The following is a 22,658-nucleotide window of genomic DNA, read 5'->3' as shown; positions in this document are numbered from 1 at the left end:
TTGAATGCCTGAGCATCAAGACGCAGAAGAACCCATTCGCACTTTGCCGCAAGTTACTGATCAACGCCTCCCGCGCGGCTTATGATCAGTTACAGCTGCTTCTCGCAGCTACTGCGTAACATCAGTTCTTAAAACCGTTGCGAACCTGCCCACAATCTATAGCCCATGCGCTTTTCCGGCGGGGCACGGACCCCGCAGCGGTTTATTGCTTGGATTGTGCGCCAGGTGTTTACTGCTTAACCAGACTGGAATCGATGCCGTTGACCTTGAGTTGCGCGTGTATGCGGTCAATGTCTTCAGGACTGGTCAGAGGGCCGATGCGTACCCGGTGAATCACCCCTTTGCCGGTTATGTCAGCTGTTTGGATGTTGGCTTCAACACCAACCAGGGCCAGTTTGGCCTTCAGATTATCGGCATCTGTTTCATTTTGAAATGCCCCCGCCTGCAAATAAGTGCCCTTTGGCGGCGCAACCGTTGCCGGAGGAGTAGCATCAGGTGCTTTGGCAACAGGTGGTTTGGGCTTGGGGTCGCCGCCAAGCTCAGGCAACATGGTGTAGAAGTCAAAGCGGTCGCCCTGGGATTTGGCTGGCGTAGGTGGTACGGCCGGCGTTGTCGTGGTTGACTTGGCTTGCCCTGGCGGTTGCATAATTTCCGGCTCGGGTGGCTGTGCTTCTACCTTTGGGGGTGTGTTCTTTGACGCCGGGCTGGCAAATGGATTGGGTGTTTTGTTCAGGTAGAGCGCGGCAGCTACCGCAATTGCGATACCGAGGCACAAGCCGATCAGGAGGCCGGCGAATACCGAACTGCTTCCCCCACTGCTACGGCGAGTGCTGCTGCTTTTACGACTGCTCTGTTTGTAGTCCTTGCTCATGTTTTGCCCTGTTGCTGCGTGGCTGGTGCCGCGCGAATCGACGCATTATAGCGGCGCATGCTGAACCGTCGCTTACTTGTCGCGCTGCGACAAAAGTACCGATCCCTTATAATCGCGCCATCATCCCATATTGGAATCTGCGTTCATGCAAGACGCCTCCCCCAAAGCTTGGTCTGGCCGCTTTTCCGAGCCGGTTGCTGAATTGGTCAAGCGCTATACCGCCTCCGTTTTTTTTGATAAGCGCCTGGCTGAATTCGATATCCAAGGTTCGCTAGCGCATGCTCAGATGCTCAACAAGGTCGGTGTGCTCAGCGATGCCGACCTGGCCGCCATTACCGATGGCATGGGTAAGATACTCGCAGATATTCGTTCGGAAAACTTCGTATGGTCGGTTGATCTTGAAGATGTTCATATGAATATCGAGAAGCGCCTCACTGACCTGATTGGCGATGCGGGTAAACGCTTGCATACCGGCCGTAGCCGGAATGACCAGGTGGCGACGGATATCCGCCTTTGGCTGCGTCACGAGATCGATATCCTGATTGAACTGGCGCGTGACCTGCAAGAGGCGTTGCTTGACCTGGCGGAAGCCAATGTCGACACCGTGATGCCGGGTTTTACGCATCTGCAAGTGGCACAGCCCATTACGTTTGGTCATCACATCTTGGCTTATGTGGAAATGTTGTCGCGTGACGTCGAGCGGCTGGTTGATACGCGCAAGCGCGTCAACCGATTGCCACTGGGCGCCGCTGCCTTGGCGGGTACCAGCTACCCTATAGACCGTGAATACGTGGCGCGCCAGCTTAGTTTTGACGAAGTTTGCTTCAATTCACTCGACGCCGTTTCCGACCGCGACTTCGCTATTGAGTTCACCGCCGCCGCTGCATTGATCATGACGCATCTGTCGCGGCTGTCGGAAGAGCTGGTGTTATGGATGAACCCCCGCTTTGGTTTTATCGACATGAGCGATGGTTACTGCACGGGTTCTTCCATCATGCCGCAGAAGAAGAACCCAGATGTGCCGGAGCTGGTGCGTGGGAAGACCGGACGCGTCAATGGCCATCTAGTTGCCCTCCTGACCCTGATGAAAGGCCAGCCGCTGGCTTACAACAAGGATAATCAGGAAGACAAGGAACCCTTGTTCGACACGGTGGATACACTGACAGCCACTCTGCGCATCGTTGCTGACATGATGCGAGGTGTCGTGGTGAAGCCTGAGGCAATGCGTCGCGCGGTCAAACAAGGCTACGCCACGGCAACAGACCTTGCGGACTACCTGGTCAAGAAAGGTTTGCCCTTCCGCGATGCACATGAGGCTGTAGCACTGGCGGTGCGTTACGCCAGCGAGCAGCGCAAGGACCTCGAAGAGCTGAGCATGGTTGAGCTTGGCACCTTCTCGCCCTTGATTGGTATGGACGTGTTCACTGTACTGACGCCAGAGGGGGCGTTGGCCAGCCGTGATCATATTGGCGGTACTGCGCCCCGGCAGGTAAAGATGGCGATTATCCGTGCCCGTGCCCGGCTGGAAGGTTGACTATGCAGTTGAATTGGAAGTGGTACACGCTACCTGAGTTCAGCGCGCTCCAATGGCATGAAGTGAGCACGCTGCGCCAAGCTGTTTTCGTGGTTGAGCAGTCCTGCCCCTATCCCGATCTTGATGCGCTTGATCCGGTCAGCGAACATCTGCTGGGCAGGGATGCGGATGGTACGTTGCAAGCGTATCTGCGTTTGGTACCGCCTGGGTTGAAGTTCCGTGAAGCATCGCTGGGGCGCATTCTGACTGCCGCGATGGCACGGGGTAATGGTACTGGCCGGCAGTTGGTCCGCGAAGGGTTGGCCGGGCATGTAAGCCGTTATCCAGGTGGGGCGAACCGGATTGGTGCTCAGGCCTACTTGCTCGATTTCTATCGTTCACTTGGTTTTGAGCCGTGCAGCGATACCTATCTGGAAGACGACATTTCCCATATTGATATGCGCTGGCAGCCTGCCGGCACGCTATGAGTTCAGTTATGCACAGCAATCGTCACTTTCCGCTCTATCGCCCCCGCCGTATGCGTCACGATGAGTTTTCCCGCCGGTTGATGCGTGAAAACGTATTGACGCCGAATGACCTCATCTGGCCGGTATTCGTACTCGAGGGCGTAGGAAAGCGGGAAGAATCGATAGCTTCGATGCCCGGTGTTAAGCGCATGAGTCTGGAAGCGCTGTTACCGCAGGTTGAAGAAGCCCTGGCACTGGGCATTCCTGCCATCGCGCTCTTTCCTGTGATTAGCGGTGCCAAGACGCCCAACGGCGAGGCGGCATACGATCCGGCAGGCTTGGTACCCACGGTAGTGCGTGCGCTCAAGTCGCACTTCCCTGAGCTTGGGGTGATCACCGATGGCGCGTTGGACCCTTACACCAGCCATGGTCAGGATGGCCTCATCGATGCCAGTGGTTATGTGATGAATGATGAGACGACCGAAGTGCTGGTCAAGCAGGCGCTTTGCCATGCCGAAGCCGGAGTCGATATTGTTGCGCCCAGCGATATGATGGATGGCCGCATCGGTGCGATTCGGCAGGCGTTTGACGCCGCGGGCTATATTCATACGCGCATCATGGCTTACTCGGCCAAATACGCCTCCAGTTACTACGGCCCTTTCCGTGATGCTGTCGGCTCGGCCGGCAACCTGGGTAAAAGCAATAAATATAACTACCAGATGGACCCCGCGAATTCAGATGAGGCCTTGCACGAGGTGGCGCTTGATTTGGCTGAGGGCGCCGATATGGTGATGGTGAAGCCTGGGCTGCCTTATCTGGATATTGTGCGACGGGTAAAAGATGCATTCTGCGCCCCAACTTATATTTACCAGGTGTCCGGCGAATACGCGATGATCAAGGCCGCCGCCCAAAACGGTTGGCTGGATGAGCAAGCTGTCGCCATGGAGGCACTGGTGGCGATGAAGCGGGCAGGCGCCGATGGGATACTGACGTACTTTGCGCCACAAGCCGCCCACTGGTTGAAAATGCGCTAGGTAAACAGCTAGTCCTAGTGTTATGGGCCAGTCTACTGGCCCTTTTCTTTGCCCAGCCAAGCTTCTTGTCAAAACCTATAATCGGCAGCGCAAACCTTGAATTGCAGGGACCGTGCAATGCTTCAGCCGCCTTCCGAAACGCCTGTCCATACCGAAAACCCGGGTTGGCAGGATTTCCTGTGCGCTCGTCGCATACTGCTGGTGTGGCTGGCTGGTGTGCTGAGCGTACTCGCGGTGCTCATCGTCTGGGAGCTGCGCAGCTCCTTTATGGAAACCCGGCAGAACGCCCGGGTCGCCTCGCAGAGCATTGCGCAATTACTCAAGGAACAACTGGAAGGTGCATTCAGGGCCACGGACCTCGTCTTACGCGACTTGGCAGGTAAAGCCGACCCCGCGGTGCTGGCTCGGTTGGAATCCCTATCAAGCGCGCAGACAGCCGAGCTCAGTCAGGTATTGAGAGAGAAGCTGACAACGCTGCCCCAGGTGGCCAGCCTTGCTTTTATTCAACCGGATGGTGGCCGTGCGCTGACGCGTAAAGAGCTGTTGACGGTAGATGACAAGTTGCAGCAATTCTTCCGGCAGTTGCTTACAGCCCATAGCGATAAGGCGGCTTTTTCCGCGCCTTTTGCGATGTATCAGGAAAAGGCGCAGGCATTTCTTATGGTCAGGAGGGTGCCCGGTCCCGGTCCGCGTCCGGCAGGGTTGGTGACAGGGCTGGTCAAGTTAGAGCTTTTCGAGCAGCTGGTGCGACGGCTGAACCCCCAAAGCAATAGCAACTTTATTCTCTACGACAGCAATATGCAGATTGTCGGCCTTTTTCCTACGGCAGCTGGCGTAGAAGGGAAACTGACGGCAGATGCGGAGATGCTGAAGGCATGGATGGCCGGGCAAAGCAGCGATTACGGTGTAAAGGCACTGCAATTGGATGGCGTGGAGCGTGGCTATAGCTTCTATCGGCTCGATAATTTTCCTTTTGTCGTCATGGTGGGGCTGTCGGAAAAACAGCGCTTTAGTGACTGGCGCATGAAGGCGGCAGCGTATGTCGCTATTTTTCTCTTATTGGCACTGTTTTCTGTCGTGATGTTATGGCGCGGCTGGCGTGAATCCCAGTTGGCTTTGGCGGTATTGGCAAGCCAGCAAAGGTTGCAAGCCCATGATGAGCATATCCTGCGCGCATTGGAGACATTGTCGCGCCCGATTCTATTGGTACGTGCGCGCGACAACATGATTTTGGTCGCCAACGAGGCTGCGGCGCAGTTATGTGGCCAGCCAAGCGACGTGTTGGCAGGGCAGCTACTCTCTTCGCTTTGTGTGCAGGCGGAACAGCATGCGGAAGTCATCCAGCAACTCATTGAAAAACAGTCGCTGACCGATTACGAAATCAAGCTTTTGCGTCCCAATCAGGAGCCCTTCTGGGCGGCGGTGTCGGGTTCGTTGATTGTCTATACGGATGAGTCGGTCTATTTCCTGACGCTTGGCGATATTTCAGCGCGAAAGTCCGAACAAGAATCGCTTTGGCTCAAGGCCACGATGGATCCACTTACCGGTATTGCGAACCGAGGTTACTTCATGGAGCGCGCCATGGTGGAATGGCAGCGGGCGGCCCGCTATCAGCGTCCATTAGGGGTATTGATGCTTGACATCGATCACTTCAAGCATGTAAACGACACGTACGGTCATGACGTTGGCGACGAGGTATTGCAGGTGTTATGCCAGCGGATACAGCGGCAGCTACGTGAAACGGATTTGTTCGGTCGTATGGGGGGCGAAGAGTTTTGCGTGTTGCTGCCAGAGGAGCCGGATAGCGGCATCGTTTATAACGCAGAGCGCCTACGCCAGCGGGTTGCAGAGACGCCTATCCGCCTGAAGAGCGGTTGCGAATTGATAGTCACCATGAGTATAGGGTGCGCTTGTTTACAGGTGGAAACGACGGATTTGACGTTGTTGATCAAACAAGCAGATCAGGCCTTGTATGCTGCCAAGCGAGCAGGCCGTAACCGTGTCGTGCTTTACGACCCATCGTTAGGATAGATCTGGGTTTGCAAGCGCTGTTTCGCTGTCAAATAGGTTAATCAGGCAGTGTCGCTTGAAAGTCCCCCCAACCCGAATGGGAACAAGATGTCGGCTTTTTACTTTCTTTTTGCTTTCACCATCGGCTGTGTGGTGCCATTACAGGCGGCTATTAATAATCAGCTCAAAGGCTTGATCGGCGGCAGCACCGTGCTGGCGGCATTTATTTCCTTTGCTGTGGGTACCGCTACGCTGGGTATCCTTGCCCTGATTACGGGCCAACGCTGGCAAGGTTTGGCAGGGTTAAGCCAAGCCTCATGGTGGCACTTTACAGGCGGGGTGATGGGGGCGGCCTTTGTATTTGGCACCACCTTGCTGGCCCCGCGTATTGGTGTCGCTGCCATGGTGTCGTTGATTATCAGCGGCCAGATTCTGATCTCACTTCTGTTTGACCAATTCGGCTGGCTGGGCTTGGCGACGCGGGCGTTATCAACACCACGCCTTTTGGGTGCGTTATTGGTGGTGGTCGGCGTGCTGTTGGTCAACTTTGGCGACAAGCTGGGTAAATGAGCATGCAATGCCGCCTGGGTTGCGCCGCCTGTTGCATAGCGCCTTCTATTTCTTCGCCTATCCCTGGTATGCCGCAAGGTAAGCCGGCAGGGGTGCGTTGTGTGCAGCTTGATGAGCAAAATGGCTGCCGTATATTTGGCCAGCGGGAACGTCCCGACGTTTGCAGCAGCCTGCCGCCCGTCATCGACATGTGTGGCGAGAATCGCGAACAGGCACTGCACTATTTGCACTGGTTGGAATTGCAGACCGAACCCTGTTGACTGGGGATGTCCGGGTTTGTTTGGCGGGAACCTTTGCTTGCAGGGGCTGGCGGTTGGGGGGGGCGCACCCTTCATCAACTTACTTCAGCTGCATTCACCCTACATAAAGCGCTGGACGTCGATTTTCCATTTGCTGGGGCTTTCATGGCTGACGATTTTGTCGGCCCCGCCTTTTCCCATGGGTTTGGAAAGATCGATTTCCACCGGTGACTGATAGCCCTTCTTGATGTCAAAGATCACCTTTACCTTGGGTTGCAGCAGGCTGTCTTCGTTATGTTCGGTTACCAGCCCCATCCGCCCGCTTTCCAGTAATACCAGTGTTCCGACCGGGTAGATGCCCACGCAACGCATGAAGGCCTTTACCAAGGTCGGGTCGAAGTGATGGGTACTCCATTCGAACAGCTTACGTAGTGCATCGGTGGGTGGCATGCCCTTGTGATAACAACGGTCGGCGGTGATGGCGTCGTAGACATCGACAATGGAGGCCATTTTCACCAGTGTGCCAATCTGGTCACCCGGCAGTTTGTCGGGGTAGCCGGATCCATCGACACGCTCATGGTGATGGAGTGTGATTTCCAGGGGGATATCGCCAATGCTGGGTGTTTTGAGCAGGATTTCGTAGCCGTCCCGCGGGTGCCGGCGGATCAAGGCAAATTCTTCATCAGTGAGTCTGCCGGGTTTGTTCAATACTTCGTCGGGTACCAAAGCCTTGCCCGTATCGTGCAAAAGCCCTCCCAATCCGGCCAGGCGTGTTGTTTCGGCATCCATCCCGGCCGAGCGGCAAAAGGCCACCATGAAGGTACAAACACTCACTGAGTGCAAAAAGGTGTAGTCGTCCTTGTTCTTGATATGCATGAGTCCAATCAACGCACCAGGGTTGCGTAGGATAGACTCGGTAATATTCGCCACTACAGGTTCGACGGAATCTAACGAGACCGCCTTTCCTAGGCGTACATCCTGCATAACTGTGCGTACCAAATCAGCAGCTTGGTTCTTGATGCCCTTGGCCTTGCCCATTTCCTCCGCGGTAGTGATGCGAATCTTTGGCGGTGGCGCACTGGTGGCGATGGCGATCATTTCCGCCTGTAACGCGTTCTGTACCTCTTCCTTGGTGGGGGCATCGGGCACATCCATCCCCAGATCGCTATCGATGTAAACCTCGTGGATGCCACACTCTAGAATGGTCTCGATCTCTTTGTCTGTCTTGATGGGAAAGGCTGAGCGCATAAACGGATGGACTGACCAGTCGGCGGCAAGATCGTGGATATACATACCGACTTTTAGCTCGCTTGAAGAAATACGCTTGATCATGAAGGTGGGCTTTCACTGTGCACTATTCAAGGCTATTGATACGGTTCTGTGCCACTGCCGCTATGGTGTACAGCCAAGTCAGTGGGCAGTGAACAGGTTTCAGGAAGGATTCGAATCGATAGTAGATAGTCTAGCCCAGTTGGCAGCGAAGCCAAATCGAGCTGATAAGTGCATCAGCCGGCCGGGCAATGGCTTTGAAATTGCGCCATACGGTCACGTGTGTCGGGGTGGGACGAGAGCCAGCTGGGGACTTCAGGCAGGTCTTTGTTCCGGTTGTGCTGGGCTTTCTCGATACGCTTTAGTGCGCTGACAAAGTTGCAAGGTGTACGTCCGGGCATCTGTAGCCAAGCATAAGCATGAGCATCAGCCTCCAATTCGAATTCCCGGCTATAGCGAAGGTCTGCCAAGGCGATGGGAAGGCTGATCAGCGCGTCGATAATGGAGTTGGCATCGCCCACCAGGATGGAGACACTCAAAGCCAAGCCACTGGCGCGGAGCATGCCGCGTATCACATGCCGTTTTTCGATATGGCCCGCCTCATGTGCCAGCACGGCCATCAGTTCATCTGGCGTCAAGATAGCCAGCAGGTCATCGGTTACCACCATCACGTTGCCCGGCAGGGCAAAGGCATTGGCGCCAATGCTGTCGCTACGGCGGAATTCGAGCTGGTAGGGCGCTGCCTGCCCTCCTAGCTGGGCGAGTTGCTGGCGGATGAGGGCCAGCCGTTCGCTCGGCCAACGGCTGGTCGCCAGCACACCTTGCTTATCCAGTAGCTGTAACGTCTTCTCTCCCAGCCAACGTTCACTGCTTGCCGGCACCGCGTATGCGGCAAGGTCGGCTGCAGCCGGCAGGCCCCAACGATAGGCGGCAAATAGAAACACCGCCAATAACGGAATGACCAGCAACGCCAGCTTCAAGGATGATTCCCAACGCCCCAACCAAGGCTGCTGTTGGCCAACCGTGCGCGCAAGGCTTGCGCCATCGGTTACGTCCAGCATGCCGCCGCTGGCGAGTTCAATGCGCCATAGTTGGCTGCTGCCTATGGGTTCGACCAGGCGGAGTTGGTCCAATGGAACAATCTGCTCACCTTCGGGTAGTCCTAGCCAGAGTCCGGTTGGGGTAAGCGCAATTTCAATATCGTGCGCTGTGGACTGTTGTCCATTGAAATAGCTGGCGCGCCAGACACTCATAGACCGATATCCACATCGAACATATCGGCTATTTCTTCACCTGCAGCGCTGGTCTTGCCTTGGGTGGTGGCGATGAACGCATTAAGACCCGCAGGCGCATACAGGCTGAGCCGTTCGACCATGTAACGGGTGGTGCGTATACGTATCCATGGATAGGCTAAGCCGAGGCTGAAGAACAGCGCCAAGCTGTTGATCAGATGCAGTGAAAACAATTCAGTGACCCGGTAATTGGGGCTGAAGTGCAGCTCTCCCAGGGTGAGTCGCTCGAATACCAGTTTGTGAAGCCAGCCCCCCAGTGTTCGCAAGATGGTGGTATAGGCGGCAAGCATCACGATATAACTGGCGAGAGGGACAAACGAAAGAAGGGGATTGGCCCCCGTCTTGGCCGACATACCAATACTCACTATTCCTACGCCGATAAGGATGAACATGCAGATGGTAAAGATGATGAAACTGCCGAGTGCACAGAAATACGCCCTATACCAACCTCCTACCGCAGGTTTCAGGTCGAACTGTTGTTGGCCGTAACGGGCATGGTCAAGCACCCATTTGCGTTGTTGGTGGGTTACCGAAGGCAAAGCAAGCATCAAAGTGGGCAGCAACAGCATGGGCAGCAATAGGTAATTCACTGCTGCGTCGCCAATTGAACCGGTGAATCCGAAGCGTAGGTTGCGATAGCTGGTCATCCCAAGGCGAAAACGCAGCGCGCGGGTGATGAGAAAAGGCGAAGCCACAAACAGCAGCAAGAGAAAGCAGCCAGCCACGAGCGAATGTGTTTTGCCGAGCAGGATGTAGGGGATAAAGAGGACTAAGGCGATCAACCGACCAATCAAGATGGCGACGGGCTTGCCGTGATAATCGAAGCGGCTGCCGCCAAGCTCGGTCGCACCGTAAAAGTAGCGTGTACTACGTACCTTGGCCCAGGCTGAATAGATGCCCAAGGTGACGATGGACAAGAGCAGGTTGATGATCCAGATATGAAAATATTCATTGGTCTGGCCGTGAAAGCGCAGGGGGAGTTGCTGTGCTATAGGTGCGGCAGATATTGGATTTGGCGGTGACTCATCAGACATGGTTTTCCCTAATAAACGATCAAATATGGCGCAAGCGGTAGGTTTGCTCGGCTGGGCGGCACCCTAATGACAGGACGTTGCGGTTGGCAAGCGGCTTATAATCAACGCCTTTTTACGCAAAGGCTGGTGGCATGGATTTAATACTGTTGTTTGAAGCGTTCATCATGGGTGTGGTTGAAGGTATTACCGAATTCCTGCCCATATCCAGTACAGGGCACCTGATTCTAACGGGACATTTGCTTGGATTTTTGGATACGGACAAACGTGAGGTTTTTGAAATCTTCATCCAACTAGGTGCGATGCTGGCCGTGATGTGGGAATACCGCCAGCGGCTTGTCCATGCCATAACCCATGCTCGTGAACCGGGCCCAGGGCGCCAGTTACTGATTAATATCGCCGTGGCTGCCGTACCTGCTATGGGGCTCGCAAAGCTGTTCGGTACCGAGATCAAGGCTGCATTGTTTAACCCGCTTACCGTGGCGATTGCGTTTATTGTTGGCGGCATCATCATTCTGTGGGCTGAGAAACGTCCGCAAGCGGTGAAAATCCACTCTATCGATGACATGCGCTGGAAAGATGCACTCAAGGTGGGTTTGGCGCAGTGCTTCGCATTGATTCCGGGTACCTCGCGTTCAGGTTCAACCATCATCGGTGGCATGCTATTTGGCATATCGCGCACGGTCGCTACCGAGTTCAGCTTTCTGCTGGGTATTCCGGTACTGGGTGCCGCTTCGCTCTACAGCATCTACAAACACTGGCATTTGCTCAGTTCAGATGACCTTGCGCTGTTTGCCGTCGGTTTTATTGCGAGCTTCATCTTTGCGTTGATTGCTGTGCGTGCCTTGCTGCGCTTTTTGGCCAGCCATACCTTTATCGGCTTTGCTTGGTATCGCATCGCTTTTGGTGTGGTGGTGTTGGTGACTGCCTACTCCGGCCTTGTGAACTGGGTGGACTGATTCGGTAGATGGTGCGTTGCTAAACAGGCTCTTGGCCGGACCTGTTTAGCTTGAAGGCTAGGCAGTAGCCATAGCTTGCGCCGGATTGTCACAAAATCGTGATGTATGCAGCTTGCGTGCTGACTATGCTGAAGCATTTCGCTACTGCTACCGCCATGTACCGGATTCACCCATTACTTTTTAAACGCCTGTTGCTGGATTGCTTGGCTCATTCGGCTGCCGGGCAACATCTGGTTATCGCTAGCCATTTCTGGCAGCGGGCGTTGCCTACTCAACTAGCCTTTATGAATCCCTTTGATTATCAGACTCCCCGTGAATCCTATCGGTTGGCGGGTTCGTATCGCCATGCCCGGCATTTGGGGCGACGTCATGGCGATTAAACCCAAACGCCCTTGGGTCTTGCTGCGTGGATTGGGACGCGAAGGTCGGCACTGGGGGGAGTTTCCGCTGCGCCTATCGGATGAGTTGGGCGGTATTGCGGTGTTGACGCCTGATCTTCCCGGTAATGGCCGTCGTTGGAAGGAACGTAGTGCGCTCAGCGTTGCTGACCAATGCGCAGTCGTACGTGCCGAGTTTGAAGGCGTATTGGCGCAGGGGCCGGTCAATGTATTGGCTATTTCGCTGGGGGGCATGGTGGCACTGGAGTGGGCTGGGCATTACCCCGAAGAGATAAAACGGCTGGTGCTGGTCAACACGAGCCTGGCGGGGTTGGCGCCCTTCTGGCGCAGGGTGCGCTGGCAGCGTTACCCAGCCTTGCTCAGCCTGTTGGGCCGGGGGCGGGATCGCCGAGAAGCCGCCATATTGAATCTTCTCAGTAATTCGGGCCAAGCGCGGGCAATGGCGCTGGATTCATGGCAGCGCTGGCAGGCTGAAGCCCCGGTGAGCAAGCGGAACCTCCTACGTCAGCTTGCCGCCGCCGCCCGCTATCGTCCACCCGCAAACTGGCCGCCGATGCCTTGCCTATTGTTGGCGAGCGAGCGGGATAGGCTGGTTGACCCCTATTGCTCGCATGCGTTGGCGGCTGCCACCGATTGGCCCTTGCATTTGCACCCCAGTGCGGGACATGACCTACCGCTTGATGATGCGGTTTGGCTGGCAAAAAGTGTGGCGCAATGGGCGCGAAAATAGCGGGCTCGCCGGTTTCACGATCGGACGAAGCCCGTGTCTCGTAGTTAATGGGCAGCTTCCCAATTCAAACCTATGCCCACCTCGGCCAACAAGGGTACTTTCAGGTCGGCCACCCCAGACATCAGCGCTGGTAACTTTACTTTGACCAGCGCCAGCTCCTCGTCTGGTACTTCCAGTACGAGTTCATCATGCACCTGCATGATCAGCCGGGTCTTGAGATTGTCGCGCTCCACCCAGTCCTGCACGGCAATCATAGCCAGTTTGATCAGGTCGGCAGCCGTACCTTGCATAGGGGCATTGATGGCGGCGCGTTCTGCGCCCTGGCGACGGCCTTGGTTGGAAGCGCGAATTTCCGGCAACCACAGGCGGCGGCCAAACCAGGTTTCCACATAGCCCTGCTCGCGCGCAGTTTCGCGCGTGGTTTGCATATAGGCAGCTACGCCAGGGTAGCGGGCGAAGTAGCGGTCGATGTAGTTCTGCGCTGCACTGCGTTCAATGTCGAGCTGGGCAGCGAGCCCAAACGCGCTCATACCGTAGATCAGGCCGAAATTGATGGCCTTGGCGTAACGGCGCTGGTCGGCGGTGACGGTTTCCGGCGTCGCGCCAAATACCTCGGCGGCGGTGGCGCGGTGGATGTCGATACCGGCTTCGAAAGCTTTCAGCATGCCCTCATCGCTGCTCAGGTGCGCCATGATGCGCAGCTCGATTTGTGAATAGTCGGCGCTGACGATCTGGTGGCCCGGCGGCGCGATAAAGGCTTCGCGAATGCGCCGGCCTTCGGTGGTGCGCACCGGGATATTCTGCAAGTTGGGGTCGTTGCTGGCCAACCGCCCGGTTACCGCCGTGGCTTGGCCGTAATTGGTATGCACCCGACCTGTCTTGGTGTTGACCATCAGCGGCAGTTTGTCGGTATAAGTGGATTTGAGCTTGGCGAGGCTACGGTGTTGCAGCAGCTTGGCAGGCAATGGGAAGTCGCGCGCCAGTTCGCTCAGCACGTCTTCATCGGTGCTCGGTGCGCCTTTGGGGGTCTTCTTGATGACGGGCAGCTTGAGCTTGTCGAACAATATTTCGCCAATCTGCTTGGGTGAGCCGAGATTGAATGGCTGCCCGGCCAGTTCATAAGCTTCCTGCTCCAACCTGAGCATGGACTGCCCCAACTCATGGCTTTGTTTTTGCAGCAGGCTGCTGTCCAGCAACACACCCTGCCGTTCCATCTTGAATAACACTTCCCGGCTGGGGAGTTCGATTTGGCGGTAGACATAGTCGAGCTTGGCGTCGGCAGCCAGGCGCGGTGCAAACAATTGATGCAGGCGCAGCGTGATATCGGCATCCTCGGCGGAATAGCGGGTGGCGACATCGATAGCGACTTCGGCAAACCCGATCTGTTTGGCGCCTTTGCCGGCGACTTCCTCGTAGCTGATGGCTTTTAACCCCAGATGCTTTGCGGCCAGTTCGTCCATGCCATGCCGCTCGGTGCTGTCCAGCACATAGCTTTGCAACAGCGTGTCCTCAGAAACGCCTGCCAATGCAATGCCGTGATTGGCGAACACGTGCTGGTCATACTTCAGGTTCTGGCCGAGCTTTTTCTTGCTTGGGTTTTCTAACCAGGGCTTGAGCTTGGCCAGCGTGGCATCGAATGCCAGTTGTACTGGTGCATCGGCATAGCGGTGGCCGAGAGGTAGGTAGGCAGCGCGAATACCTGCATCGCCTTCAGCCAATGCAACACTGATGCCGACGATATTCGCCACGAGCGGCTCCAGGCTATCGGTTTCGGTATCGACTGCGACAAGGTCGGCAGCGTCAAGCCGTGCAATCCAGGCGTCGAGCTGCGCTTCGGTCTGGATGGCTTCGTAGTTTCGTGGGAGTTCGGACAATTCGCCCATTTCATCCGGTGCAAAACTGCGAAAGGCCGAGGCATTGCCTTCAGCCGCGATTTTGTCGCCAATAGCGGCATCACCCTTCAATTCAGCCAACCAGCTCTTAAAGCCATAGGTTTCAAACAGGTTGGTCAGCATTGCCTTGTTGGCATCGCGCGGGGCCAGGTTATCAAAGCCTTGGGGCATTTCGGCACTGAGGTCGACATCGCATTTGATGGTGACCAGGGTACGACCCATTGGCAGCCACGTCAGCGTGTCACGCAGGTTTTGGCCCACCACGCCGCCAATCTGGTGCGCATTGGCCATGACGCCGTCGAGGCTGCCATGTTCGCTAAGCCACTTTACCGCGGTCTTGGGGCCGCATTTGGGTACGCCGGGCACGTTGTCTACCGTATCGCCGATCAGGGCGAGGTAATCGACGATGCGATTTGGCGACACACCGAATTTGGCCAATACACCGGCTTCATCGAGGGTTTCTTCACTCATGGTATTGACCAGCCGTACATTGGATGTCACCAGCTGTGCCATATCCTTGTCACCCGTCGACACCACCACTGCCATACCCAAGGCGTTCGCTTGGCATGCCAGTGTGCCAATCACGTCATCCGCCTCAACGCCGTCTACCATCAAAATAGGTAGTCCCATGGCGGCGATGGCAGCATGGATGGGTTCGATCTGTGCGCGCAGATCGTCCGGCATGGAGGGGCGTTGTGCCTTGTATTCAGGGTACAGTGCATCGCGGAAGGTCTTGCCCTTGGCGTCGAAGACACAGCCGATATAATCGGCAGGTACTTCTTTCACCAGCTTCTTCAGCATGGCGAGAATGCCACGTAGGGCTCCGGTCGGCGCGCCGCTGGGACTGCGCAAATCCGGCAAGGCGTGAAACGCTCTATATAGGTATGAAGAGCCGTCGATCAGTAAGAGCGTCTTGGTAGACATGCGTAGTACTCCAGCAAGATGAAGTAGGCGCTTGGCTGATTCGCCTGCGCTTACCAAATACTAAGAAAGAGAAGAAAAAATGAGTGCCCACAGCAAATTACCTAGCGATACGGACCCGGCTGCCATGGCGGCAACCCTAGCTTATCGCTCGCGCGAAGCCTGGCGTGTTTTCGAGATTATGTCCGAATTCGTCGAAGCCACCGAACGCCTGCAAGCGATTCAGCCTGCAGTTTCGTTGTTTGGTTCGGCGCGCACCCCGCGTGACCACCCTTATTACAAGCTTACCGAAGAGATCGCCCGTTTGTTGTCTGATGCCGGTTTCAGCGTGATTTCCGGTGGTGGACCGGGCATTATGGAGGCAGCTAATAAAGGCGCTTTTCACGGTAAGTCGCCTTCCGTGGGGCTCAACATCCAGCTGCCTCATGAGCAACATGGCAACCCTTATCAGGATGTCAGCCAAACTTTCCGCCATTTTTTTGCTCGTAAAGTCATGTTTGTGAAAAACGCCACCGCCTACGTGGTCATGCCGGGTGGTTTTGGCACGATAGACGAACTGAGCGAGGCGTTGACGTTGATCCAGACTGGCAAAAGCCGCAGGATGCCCATCATCTTGGTAGGCAGCGCTTTCTGGAGTGGCTTGCTTGACTGGATTCGCAACACGCTGTTGGCTGAGGGCATGATCAACCCAGCTGATTTGGATTTGATGCAGGTGATCGACGAGCCGCATAAGGTGGTCGATGCGATCTTCAAATTCTACGAGACCCGCGGTTTTGGGCTGAGCCCTGCCGAGCGGGAAATGCAATTGAGTTTATAGGCGTTGTTCCGTTTGCGGACACGCCGAAGGAGTAACACCATGCGTTATTGTTTGATTACCCTGGCCCTGCTGAGTAGTGGTTTGCAGGCCGCCGACAAGCCGTTGCAAGTGCCGCCACCTCCGCCCGTACCAGCAGGGGTGGTTGATGAAGCTTCTATCGAGCCGGAGGTCACGATTATCCAAAAGGGTGATGCGACGGTGTCGGAATACCGGCTTGCGGGTCGTTTGTACATGATCAAGGTCAAGCCACAGGTGGGGCCGGAGTATTACCTCAGCGATGAGGATGGCACGGGCCGGATGGTGCGACGCGACGGGCAGCCGACGGTGCGGCCGCCCAAATGGATTATCAAACGGTTCTAAGAACCTGTCTGCGATTTTACCGCGCAGCCGTGATCAGGGCTCATGTGCTCCTTGAAACCCTCATGTACAAAAGTACATTTCGGTTTCTGCGCTGCGCTTCATCCTGCTGACGATTGCTTGCGACAGATCGTAAACAGGTTCTAGGGGTTGTTCGAGGCGTGTATTTGTGGGGTAAGGGTTTTTATGCAAGTGCCCTTACTGCCTGACAAAGGACTTCCGAGTAACACCTAATCCTTGAGAAGGGATGTGAGTGAGACAATATAGAGAGTACTCGCGGCCTGATGGCGTCCAAACCCGAAGTTTTAAGTGATCTTCCCATGTCTGTCTTCACTACCGTTTCAACCCCCGAACTCGCCAGCTGGCTCAAGCGTTATGCATTGGGCGAGCTGGTTGAGCTCAAGGGCATCGCCGCCGGCACGACCAATACCAATTACGCAGTCACAACCACGCAGGGCCAGTATGTGCTCACGCTGTTTGAAGCCCTGCAAACCCATGAATTGCCGTTTTACGTGAACCTGATGGCGCACCTGGCGCACCACGGTGTAGCTTGTGCTGCACCTATCGCCAACCAGCGCGACGAGATGATCGACACGATCTGTGGTCGCCCTACCGTATTGGTGGGTTGGTTGCCGGGCGAGCCGGTGGAGCAGGCCAATGCTGCGCAGTGCTTTGCCTTAGGCGCGATGCTGGCGCAAATGCACCGTGCGGGTGAAACGTATCCTGGGCATATGGCAAATCCTCGTGGGCCAGCATGGTGGAATGTGGTTGCGCCCGCTCTTTATCCTTATTTGAGCGATGACGATGCGGCGATGCTGAAGGCGGAGGTTGGTCAGCAAAGCCGTGCGCGCTTCACGCACCTTCCCAGCGGCGTGATCCACGCCGATTTGTTTCGCGACAATGTGTTGATGCATGGCGACCGAATTGGCGGGTTTATTGATTTCTACTATGCCTGTAATGACATCCTGATCTACGACCTGGCCATTACCGTCAACGACTGGTGTGCCCAGCCAGATGGTGAGATCGAACCGGAACTCGCCCAGGCCTTGTGTGCCGGTTACCAGTCGGCGAGGCCGCTAAGTGAAGCCGAACGGGAAGCCTGGCCGTTGATGTTGCGTGCTGCAGCGCTGCGTTTCTGGGTTTCGCGCCTGTGGGACTGGCACAAACCGCCAGTGGGCGAACTAACCTATAGACGGGACCCGATGACCTTCCAGCACATCCTGAATACACACCAGCGGCGTGGAGAGGCTGCGCACTGGCTTTAATGGCGAGCATGCCAAGCGGTGCCATGTGTACCTGCCGGTTGGCACCGTGTTCCAGTACTTTCGTCTACATAAAGTGACCTCATATTGACTCTGCCTGACGACCAGCAGCTTGCTGAATTTCGTGATTACCTACTGCGCTATGCGCTTTACCGCCTGCGTGACGAAGCAGCGGCTGAAGAGGCTGTACAGGATACGTTGTTGGCAGCCTTGCAAGCCAAGAGCGGCTTTGGGGCGCAGTCCAGCGTCAAGACATGGCTGACGGGGATACTCAAACACAAGATCATCGACGCCCAACGCAAGCTGTGCCGCGAACCCTTACAGATTGATGAGCGTGTTGACAGCGACGGGGACGTGAGTGACTTCGACGGCTTGTTCGATAAAACCGGCCACTGGGGCAGTGATGGCCCGCGTACCTGGGCCAACCCCGATGCTTCGTTGGAGCAGCAGGATTTCTGGCGTATGTATGAGAAATGCAACGAGCGTTTAACCAAGCGTACGGCGCTGGTGTTTGCGATGCGAGAATCGCTGGGGTATGAAATTGAAGAAATTTGTCAGAATCTGGAAATTACCGCGACCAATTGTTCAGTGCTGTTGTATCGCGCCCGTATGAGTCTGCGGCTGTGCCTGGAAAAAAACTGGTTTGGTGAGCGTTCATGATGAATTGCAAAGAAGCCACCCGTATGGTGTCAGAGGGCCTGGACCGCGATCTCGCCCTGGGTGAAAAGCTACGCCTGCAATTGCACTTGTTTATCTGTGACTACTGTCGCAACTTTTCCAAGCAGGGCAACTTTCTGCGCCGTGCCGCCCAATCTGCAAACAAGCGGAAGTCTGACTAGGCGGCATGCGCTGGCTCTTACTGAGGTTGGCCACTGCATTCAACCCTCGGATAGCTTCGCCCGGCGCTTTTGATGCGCTTGCATGGGGTGCTACACGACTATAATCGCGCGCCATGACCTTCTCTCGTTTAATCGGCCGCATCTTGCTGGTGCTTTTCACCGTATTTGTGCTCTACCAGTTGTGGTTGTTTGCGCATGTGGTCTGGTGGAAGTACTACAACCCCTCTGGTACTGCTTTTATGACGCAGCAGCGTGATGTGCTGCAACAGAAAGACGCCGAGGCAGATCTGCAGCATCAGTGGGTGCCCTATGACCAAATCTCTCCCAGCCTGAAACGCGCCTTGGTCGCGAGTGAAGACGCCAAGTTCCTGGCGCATGAGGGGTTTGATTGGGAAGGCATGCAAACGGCCTGGGAAAAGAACATGAAGAAAGGGCGGATTGCTGCTGGGGGTTCCACCATCAGCCAGCAATTGGCAAAGAACCTGTTCTTGTCCGGCCAGCGTAGTTACCTGCGCAAGCTGGAGGAGGCCGCGATTACCTTGATGTTGGAGGCCGTCATGGACAAGCGGCGTATCTTCGAGATTTATCTGAATGTGATTGAGTGGGGAAACGGTGTTTTTGGGGCGGAAGCCGCGGCGCGTCATTACTTCAACACCAGCGCGGCAAAGCTTGGCGCCGCCCAGTCTGCCAAGTTGGCGGCGATGGTGCCAAATCCGCGCTACTACGATAAAAACCGCAATGCGCGAGGCTTGGTCCGTAAAGCCGCGATTATCGAACGGCGTATGCGCTATGCCGATATACCTTGATCAGGTCATTGCCAAGAACGGAGGCGGTGGCTTCAGTTTGGTAACCCCAAGGTTCGTCATTCGATGACGCCCCGCTTGAACGGCTACAAGCCGAGCGCAAGCTACTGGGTTAAGTAGGCAGGGCCTGCTCTACCCCTCGGCTGAGGTGTAAGCCCCGCCTGACTGCGTTCTTAGCTAAAGAGCACCCAGGCATCTCGCCAGTTCGATCCAGTCGCGGGTGCATAGTAAGCCGGTGATTGGCTGCACCAACCGGCATAAGGGTAGGGCTTGCATTGGTAGCGCTTGCCGTCGCTGCCCCGCACGATGGTGCCCGCCTTATAGCTGGCGATATTGGCGGGATAGATATAGTCAACCTGACTGCCGCCATCGGTATCGCTGTTGATATCGATGGCAAAGCTGTAATCGGCGGTCACATTGCTGCGCTCGTACACCCGGTTATCCATATTGCTCTGTACCGGCGCAATGCTGCCGCTATTGTCGAGCACCCCCACCTTTACATACTGCGAAGCGGCATTCACCTTCTGCGCCAGATAGAAAGGCCATTGGCTGGCGCCTGTCATTCCGCTTGCCAGTGTGAGGATATGGGTTTCGAGGTCTTTGAAAGCGGAGTCGAACAAGCGGAATGTGACTTTGCTGTTGATCGGTAAATCCTGCTGCGCACGGACAGGGCCGATTTCTTTCCAGGTGGTCGGGGTGGTAACGCCGCTGAAGCTTACGTCCATACAGGAGTAGAATGCTTCAGGGCTGTCGTTACGTTGCCAGATGCTGTAAATGACGTGCCGGCCGGATTTACCCTGTGGCAATGGGCAGCTCATCTTGTAGTGCCCATTCGTCAGGACATTATTGGTGATGGTACAGAAGGGCTGGCTTTCCAGGTCGGCCCATTTCAGCGGCTGGCTGGGGTTGTAGCCATTCTTGGTCACGTAGAACTTGAAATACCGAGTTGAATGCGGTGCGGTGGCCCGATAAAGGAAGTCGAACTGGCCGTTGGTGTCGGGTGCGATATTGGTAGCGGGCCAATCATCGCGCGCCAGATTAAAGCCCTTGAAGGTGTCTTTGCCCGCTGCACACAGTTTCCCGTCGGGTACCACGGCTTGGTGCTGGTCATTGGCATTGCCCTGATTAACACCATTCCAGTCATAGAAAGCTTGGCTACCCCCTGCTGTCAGGGCCGCTTTACATGCAGCTGATTTAGGGTTCTCCGGCCCTTCCTGGAAACAGTTGTACACCCGGTCTACCGGTATGGCCATCGCACCATGTGCCTGTGTTGGCATGCTGGACAGCATTGCCAACAGCGGTACCGCCAATGCGGCTGGCGTTATGCTTAGCTTATGCGGATATGCCGAGTATTGAAGGTGCATGTTGTCTCCTGATTGAATTTGGATGAGATAGCGCACTGCAATAAGCAACACCTAGCAGTGTTGATAATGACAAGGTGAGCGCCTGCGCCAACAATCAGGATCGCCAAGCCATTAAGACTATTTGTAGTTGAGCGGGGCTTTGTTGCATAACCTCATCGCACCAAGCTTGACGCGGGTTGTAGGCCGATTCGGTGAAACCTCCCAAACCCCACTACTGCACGTCGAACGGGCCTGAATACAATCGCAATCAGCAGGTGCGAGGTGACCTTCTGGTACTCACCAGAAGTCACTTGGTATCACAATGAGCGGGAAGGCAAGGCAGGCGCGCCGACGCTTTACAGCGATCAGGTCATTCGAATCATGCTGACGTTGAAGGCACCGCAACAGCAGTGCTAGCACCAGGTGTGCGGTCTTACGAACAGCCTGGTGCGCATGATGAAGTTGGATTGGGCAATGCCGTGTTACAGCACCATCAGCTGATGCCAAGCTATTAATCCGGCAATGTGAAAGCGCATATAGGCTTACAGTACAAAATTCCTAATGCATTGTTTTAAAAGATCTTTTGTCTTTGTTCATATGCACTATTTAATTGTCGCCTTAATACATTGACGTTAAAGATTTCATTACGTCGATATGGCGAACCCTTAAATCTGGTTCTTAGTCGGTGTATTTCGCTTGCTTGGCAATATCTGCAGGTAATGAAAGGTTGAAGCGCTTCAATTGTGCTTTGCTGAATAGATATTCGCCGGAGGTTGGCGTGACTGGAATTATCTCGCTCGGGGCGATCTTGTCTTTCAGTATTTTCTTTACAATTTCGCCAGCTGCTTTTCCTTGTGCGGTTGGGGATATTACCAGGCCGCCAATGGCTTTATCTGAACCAACCGAAAAATCCCATAAACCAAACACGGGAATAGGTGTGTTGGTCGATGTCCAGCTAATTGCTACGTTGTCATTTACTGTACTGCCATCAGTATCTTTTAGGGCATGGTACAGGCCCGTTATGATTGCATTATAGCCGGCGGTGCGTGCATTTTTTACGATGTTTTGCCAGTCGGCGTAGTTCGATACTAATCGCATTTCTAAGGTCACCTCCATGATGTTTTGTGAGGCTTCACCACCCAAAATTTCACTTAAAATGACCTCTGAGGTTTTTGAGTGATCGAACAACAGCAATAATTTTTTGGCACCAGGCACCAGGCACCAAGCTAAGAATAAGAGGCACATTACGTTTGACGAATGGGCGTTCTATTACGCCAGTAATGTTTTTGAAATTGCCATAATTGCGTGGATTATTGTTAATGCCCAGATAAACCCCGGGAGTGTTAGTGGCGTCCAATTTTGGCCCTGTCGAAGAAAGCGCAATATCATCACCCATTACCACGAGATCTGGTTTGACTTCCTGAATCTTCTTCCAGCCTTGCTCTGCCATTTCGGCATGCTTTTCTTTTGGTAACCTTTTGGTGTCCATGCCAAAGATTTCATAGCGATAGCCTGGCCCAAGCGAAGTCTGTAATGCCTCTCTGTAATTCATATCCCATACAAAATCAGTATGGTAACTTTCTAGAATGAATATAAGTTTATCCGCCGCGCGCGTAAGTGGGCTGGTTAGTACAGCCAATCCAATGAGGAGGGTGGTTCCTACCGTATGCACGTTCATGACATCTCCTTATGGCTAGCGCGTCGCTTATCTGTGAATTAACTCTGCTTTTAATAAGTGCGTGGCCCTTCCAAGCGCCAACTCACTGGTTGTCCTTGTTCAGCGTAGTCATGTTTAAAGTAAAAAGCATTCTTGCCCGATATTGCGTTCCGCAGAACACGGACTTACTGCCCACTGCTTTTCATGCAAGGCGCGTTGCGCCGTAGGTTGTAATCTTTTGACTATGCCATGCTGAGGCGTTTTTTTTGGGATCGCATCGACGCCATTGTGGGTTTGGTGCTAGTTACGGTGGGTGAAGATGAAACCATTGCTAACAACAGAAGCGGGCTAGTTTGTTAATGGGTTAATGCATACTGCTGCATG

24 protein-coding genes are annotated in these 22,658 nt (G+C 55.0%); 16 read left to right on the top strand and 8 right to left on the bottom strand.

All coding sequences use genetic code 11. The features are described 5' to 3' along the window. Window positions 1-229 precede the first annotated feature (229 nt). Entirely contained in the window at window positions 230-871 is a 642-nt protein-coding gene (locus CSQ89_RS04300; protein ID WP_099404954.1) for an SPOR domain-containing protein, read from the bottom strand. A 145-nt stretch (window positions 872-1,016) separates the two neighbouring features. On the opposite strand from CSQ89_RS04300, the gene argH reads away from it, so the two are divergent. The 6 genes from argH (at window position 1,017) to CSQ89_RS04270 (ending at window position 6,725) form a co-directional block, all read left to right on the top strand. Continuing rightward, entirely contained in the window at window positions 1,017-2,405 is a 1,389-nt protein-coding gene (gene argH / locus CSQ89_RS04295; RefSeq protein ID WP_099404953.1) for an argininosuccinate lyase, read from the top strand. 2 nt (window positions 2,406-2,407) lie between these two features. Then, window positions 2,408-2,872, top strand: a complete 465-nt coding sequence (locus CSQ89_RS04290; RefSeq protein ID WP_099404952.1) for a GNAT family N-acetyltransferase — start codon at window positions 2,408-2,410, stop codon at window positions 2,870-2,872. 8 nt (window positions 2,873-2,880) lie between these two features. Then, complete coding sequence (gene hemB, locus CSQ89_RS04285; protein WP_099404951.1) at window positions 2,881-3,885, top strand: porphobilinogen synthase; 1,005 nt, start codon at window positions 2,881-2,883, stop codon at window positions 3,883-3,885. Window positions 3,886-4,002: 117 nt separating this feature from the next. Continuing rightward, complete coding sequence (locus tag CSQ89_RS04280) at window positions 4,003-5,916, top strand: sensor domain-containing diguanylate cyclase (protein ID WP_099404950.1); 1,914 nt, start codon at window positions 4,003-4,005, stop codon at window positions 5,914-5,916. An 87-nt stretch (window positions 5,917-6,003) separates the two neighbouring features. Next, on the top strand, window positions 6,004-6,465 hold the full coding sequence (locus tag CSQ89_RS04275) for a DMT family transporter (protein WP_099404949.1): 462 nt from the start codon (window positions 6,004-6,006) through the stop codon (window positions 6,463-6,465). Then, complete coding sequence (locus tag CSQ89_RS04270; protein ID WP_199065208.1) at window positions 6,462-6,725, top strand: YkgJ family cysteine cluster protein; 264 nt, start codon at window positions 6,462-6,464, stop codon at window positions 6,723-6,725. Before CSQ89_RS04275 ends, CSQ89_RS04270 begins: the two co-directional genes overlap by 4 nt. A gap of 99 nt (window positions 6,726-6,824) precedes the next feature. On the opposite strand, the gene CSQ89_RS04265 is transcribed toward CSQ89_RS04270, so the two are convergent. The 3 genes from CSQ89_RS04265 to CSQ89_RS04255 form a co-directional block, all read right to left on the bottom strand. Beyond that, window positions 6,825-8,036 carry an HD-GYP domain-containing protein gene (locus CSQ89_RS04265; RefSeq protein ID WP_099404948.1) on the bottom strand — a complete coding sequence of 404 codons (1,212 nt, stop codon included), beginning with the start codon at window positions 8,034-8,036 and terminating at the stop codon, window positions 6,825-6,827. 173 nt (window positions 8,037-8,209) lie between these two features. Continuing rightward, complete coding sequence (locus tag CSQ89_RS04260; RefSeq protein WP_099404947.1) at window positions 8,210-9,226, bottom strand: M48 family metallopeptidase; 1,017 nt, start codon at window positions 9,224-9,226, stop codon at window positions 8,210-8,212. Then, the gene (locus tag CSQ89_RS04255) at window positions 9,223-10,299 is read right to left on the bottom strand and encodes a YjgN family protein (protein ID WP_099404946.1); all 1,077 of its coding nucleotides are present in this window, start codon (window positions 10,297-10,299) and stop codon (window positions 9,223-9,225) included. Before CSQ89_RS04255 ends, CSQ89_RS04260 begins: the two co-directional genes overlap by 4 nt. A gap of 131 nt (window positions 10,300-10,430) precedes the next feature. Between CSQ89_RS04255 and CSQ89_RS04250 the strand changes: the two genes are divergently transcribed. From CSQ89_RS04250 to CSQ89_RS04245, 3 genes are all read left to right on the top strand, one after another. After that, the gene (locus CSQ89_RS04250; RefSeq protein WP_099404945.1) at window positions 10,431-11,255 is read left to right on the top strand and encodes an undecaprenyl-diphosphate phosphatase; all 825 of its coding nucleotides are present in this window, start codon (window positions 10,431-10,433) and stop codon (window positions 11,253-11,255) included. Window positions 11,256-11,371: 116 nt separating this feature from the next. Beyond that, complete coding sequence (locus CSQ89_RS21970) at window positions 11,372-11,635, top strand: hypothetical protein (RefSeq protein ID WP_158228898.1); 264 nt, start codon at window positions 11,372-11,374, stop codon at window positions 11,633-11,635. Then, complete coding sequence (locus CSQ89_RS04245) at window positions 11,625-12,383, top strand: alpha/beta fold hydrolase (RefSeq protein ID WP_099404956.1); 759 nt, start codon at window positions 11,625-11,627, stop codon at window positions 12,381-12,383. Before CSQ89_RS21970 ends, CSQ89_RS04245 begins: the two co-directional genes overlap by 11 nt. 44 nt (window positions 12,384-12,427) lie before the next feature. Here the strand turns inward: CSQ89_RS04245 and polA are convergent, their stop codons facing one another. Beyond that, on the bottom strand, window positions 12,428-15,199 hold the full coding sequence (gene polA, locus CSQ89_RS04240) for a DNA polymerase I (RefSeq protein ID WP_099404944.1): 2,772 nt from the start codon (window positions 15,197-15,199) through the stop codon (window positions 12,428-12,430). 79 nt (window positions 15,200-15,278) lie between these two features. On the opposite strand from polA, the gene CSQ89_RS04235 reads away from it, so the two are divergent. From CSQ89_RS04235 to mtgA, 6 genes are all read left to right on the top strand, one after another. Further along, window positions 15,279-16,013 carry a TIGR00730 family Rossman fold protein gene (locus tag CSQ89_RS04235; RefSeq protein WP_099404943.1) on the top strand — a complete coding sequence of 245 codons (735 nt, stop codon included), beginning with the start codon at window positions 15,279-15,281 and terminating at the stop codon, window positions 16,011-16,013. A 39-nt stretch (window positions 16,014-16,052) separates the two neighbouring features. Continuing rightward, window positions 16,053-16,373, top strand: coding sequence for a DUF2782 domain-containing protein (locus CSQ89_RS04230; protein WP_099404942.1), 321 nt, complete (start codon window positions 16,053-16,055; stop codon window positions 16,371-16,373). Between the two features lie 317 nt (window positions 16,374-16,690). Then, complete coding sequence (locus CSQ89_RS04225; protein ID WP_099404941.1) at window positions 16,691-17,635, top strand: homoserine kinase; 945 nt, start codon at window positions 16,691-16,693, stop codon at window positions 17,633-17,635. 84 nt (window positions 17,636-17,719) lie between these two features. Continuing rightward, on the top strand, window positions 17,720-18,292 hold the full coding sequence (locus tag CSQ89_RS04220) for a sigma-70 family RNA polymerase sigma factor (RefSeq protein ID WP_099404940.1): 573 nt from the start codon (window positions 17,720-17,722) through the stop codon (window positions 18,290-18,292). Next, complete coding sequence (locus CSQ89_RS04215; protein WP_099404939.1) at window positions 18,289-18,471, top strand: zf-HC2 domain-containing protein; 183 nt, start codon at window positions 18,289-18,291, stop codon at window positions 18,469-18,471. Before CSQ89_RS04220 ends, CSQ89_RS04215 begins: the two co-directional genes overlap by 4 nt. Before the next feature lie 113 nt (window positions 18,472-18,584). Continuing rightward, window positions 18,585-19,277 (top strand): monofunctional biosynthetic peptidoglycan transglycosylase, encoded by a 693-nt coding sequence (mtgA, locus tag CSQ89_RS04210; protein ID WP_099404938.1) that lies wholly within the window; start codon window positions 18,585-18,587, stop codon window positions 19,275-19,277. A 170-nt stretch (window positions 19,278-19,447) separates the two neighbouring features. Here mtgA and CSQ89_RS04205 read toward each other — a convergent pair whose 3' ends face one another. After that, complete coding sequence (locus tag CSQ89_RS04205) at window positions 19,448-20,638, bottom strand: lytic polysaccharide monooxygenase (protein ID WP_304441790.1); 1,191 nt, start codon at window positions 20,636-20,638, stop codon at window positions 19,448-19,450. A gap of 261 nt (window positions 20,639-20,899) precedes the next feature. On the opposite strand from CSQ89_RS04205, the gene CSQ89_RS23760 reads away from it, so the two are divergent. Continuing rightward, a complete protein-coding gene (locus tag CSQ89_RS23760) occupies window positions 20,900-21,034 on the top strand; it encodes a transposase (protein ID WP_158228897.1) in 135 nt (44 codons plus the stop codon). A 261-nt stretch (window positions 21,035-21,295) separates the two neighbouring features. Here the strand turns inward: CSQ89_RS23760 and CSQ89_RS04200 are convergent, their stop codons facing one another. Next, on the bottom strand, window positions 21,296-21,832 hold the full coding sequence (locus CSQ89_RS04200; RefSeq protein WP_158228896.1) for an ABC transporter substrate-binding protein: 537 nt from the start codon (window positions 21,830-21,832) through the stop codon (window positions 21,296-21,298). Continuing rightward, complete coding sequence (locus CSQ89_RS04195) at window positions 21,765-22,295, bottom strand: hypothetical protein (RefSeq protein ID WP_099404936.1); 531 nt, start codon at window positions 22,293-22,295, stop codon at window positions 21,765-21,767. The genes CSQ89_RS04200 and CSQ89_RS04195 overlap by 68 nt, the downstream gene beginning before the upstream one ends. Window positions 22,296-22,658: the final 363 nt, after the last annotated feature.

The organism is Chitinimonas sp. BJB300, from assembly GCF_002735695.1.
Classification (GTDB): Bacteria; Pseudomonadota; Gammaproteobacteria; order Burkholderiales; family Chitinimonadaceae; genus Chitinimonas.
The sequence above is the reverse complement of the archived record's forward strand: the minus strand, read 5'-3'. Positions and strand labels throughout refer to the sequence as shown.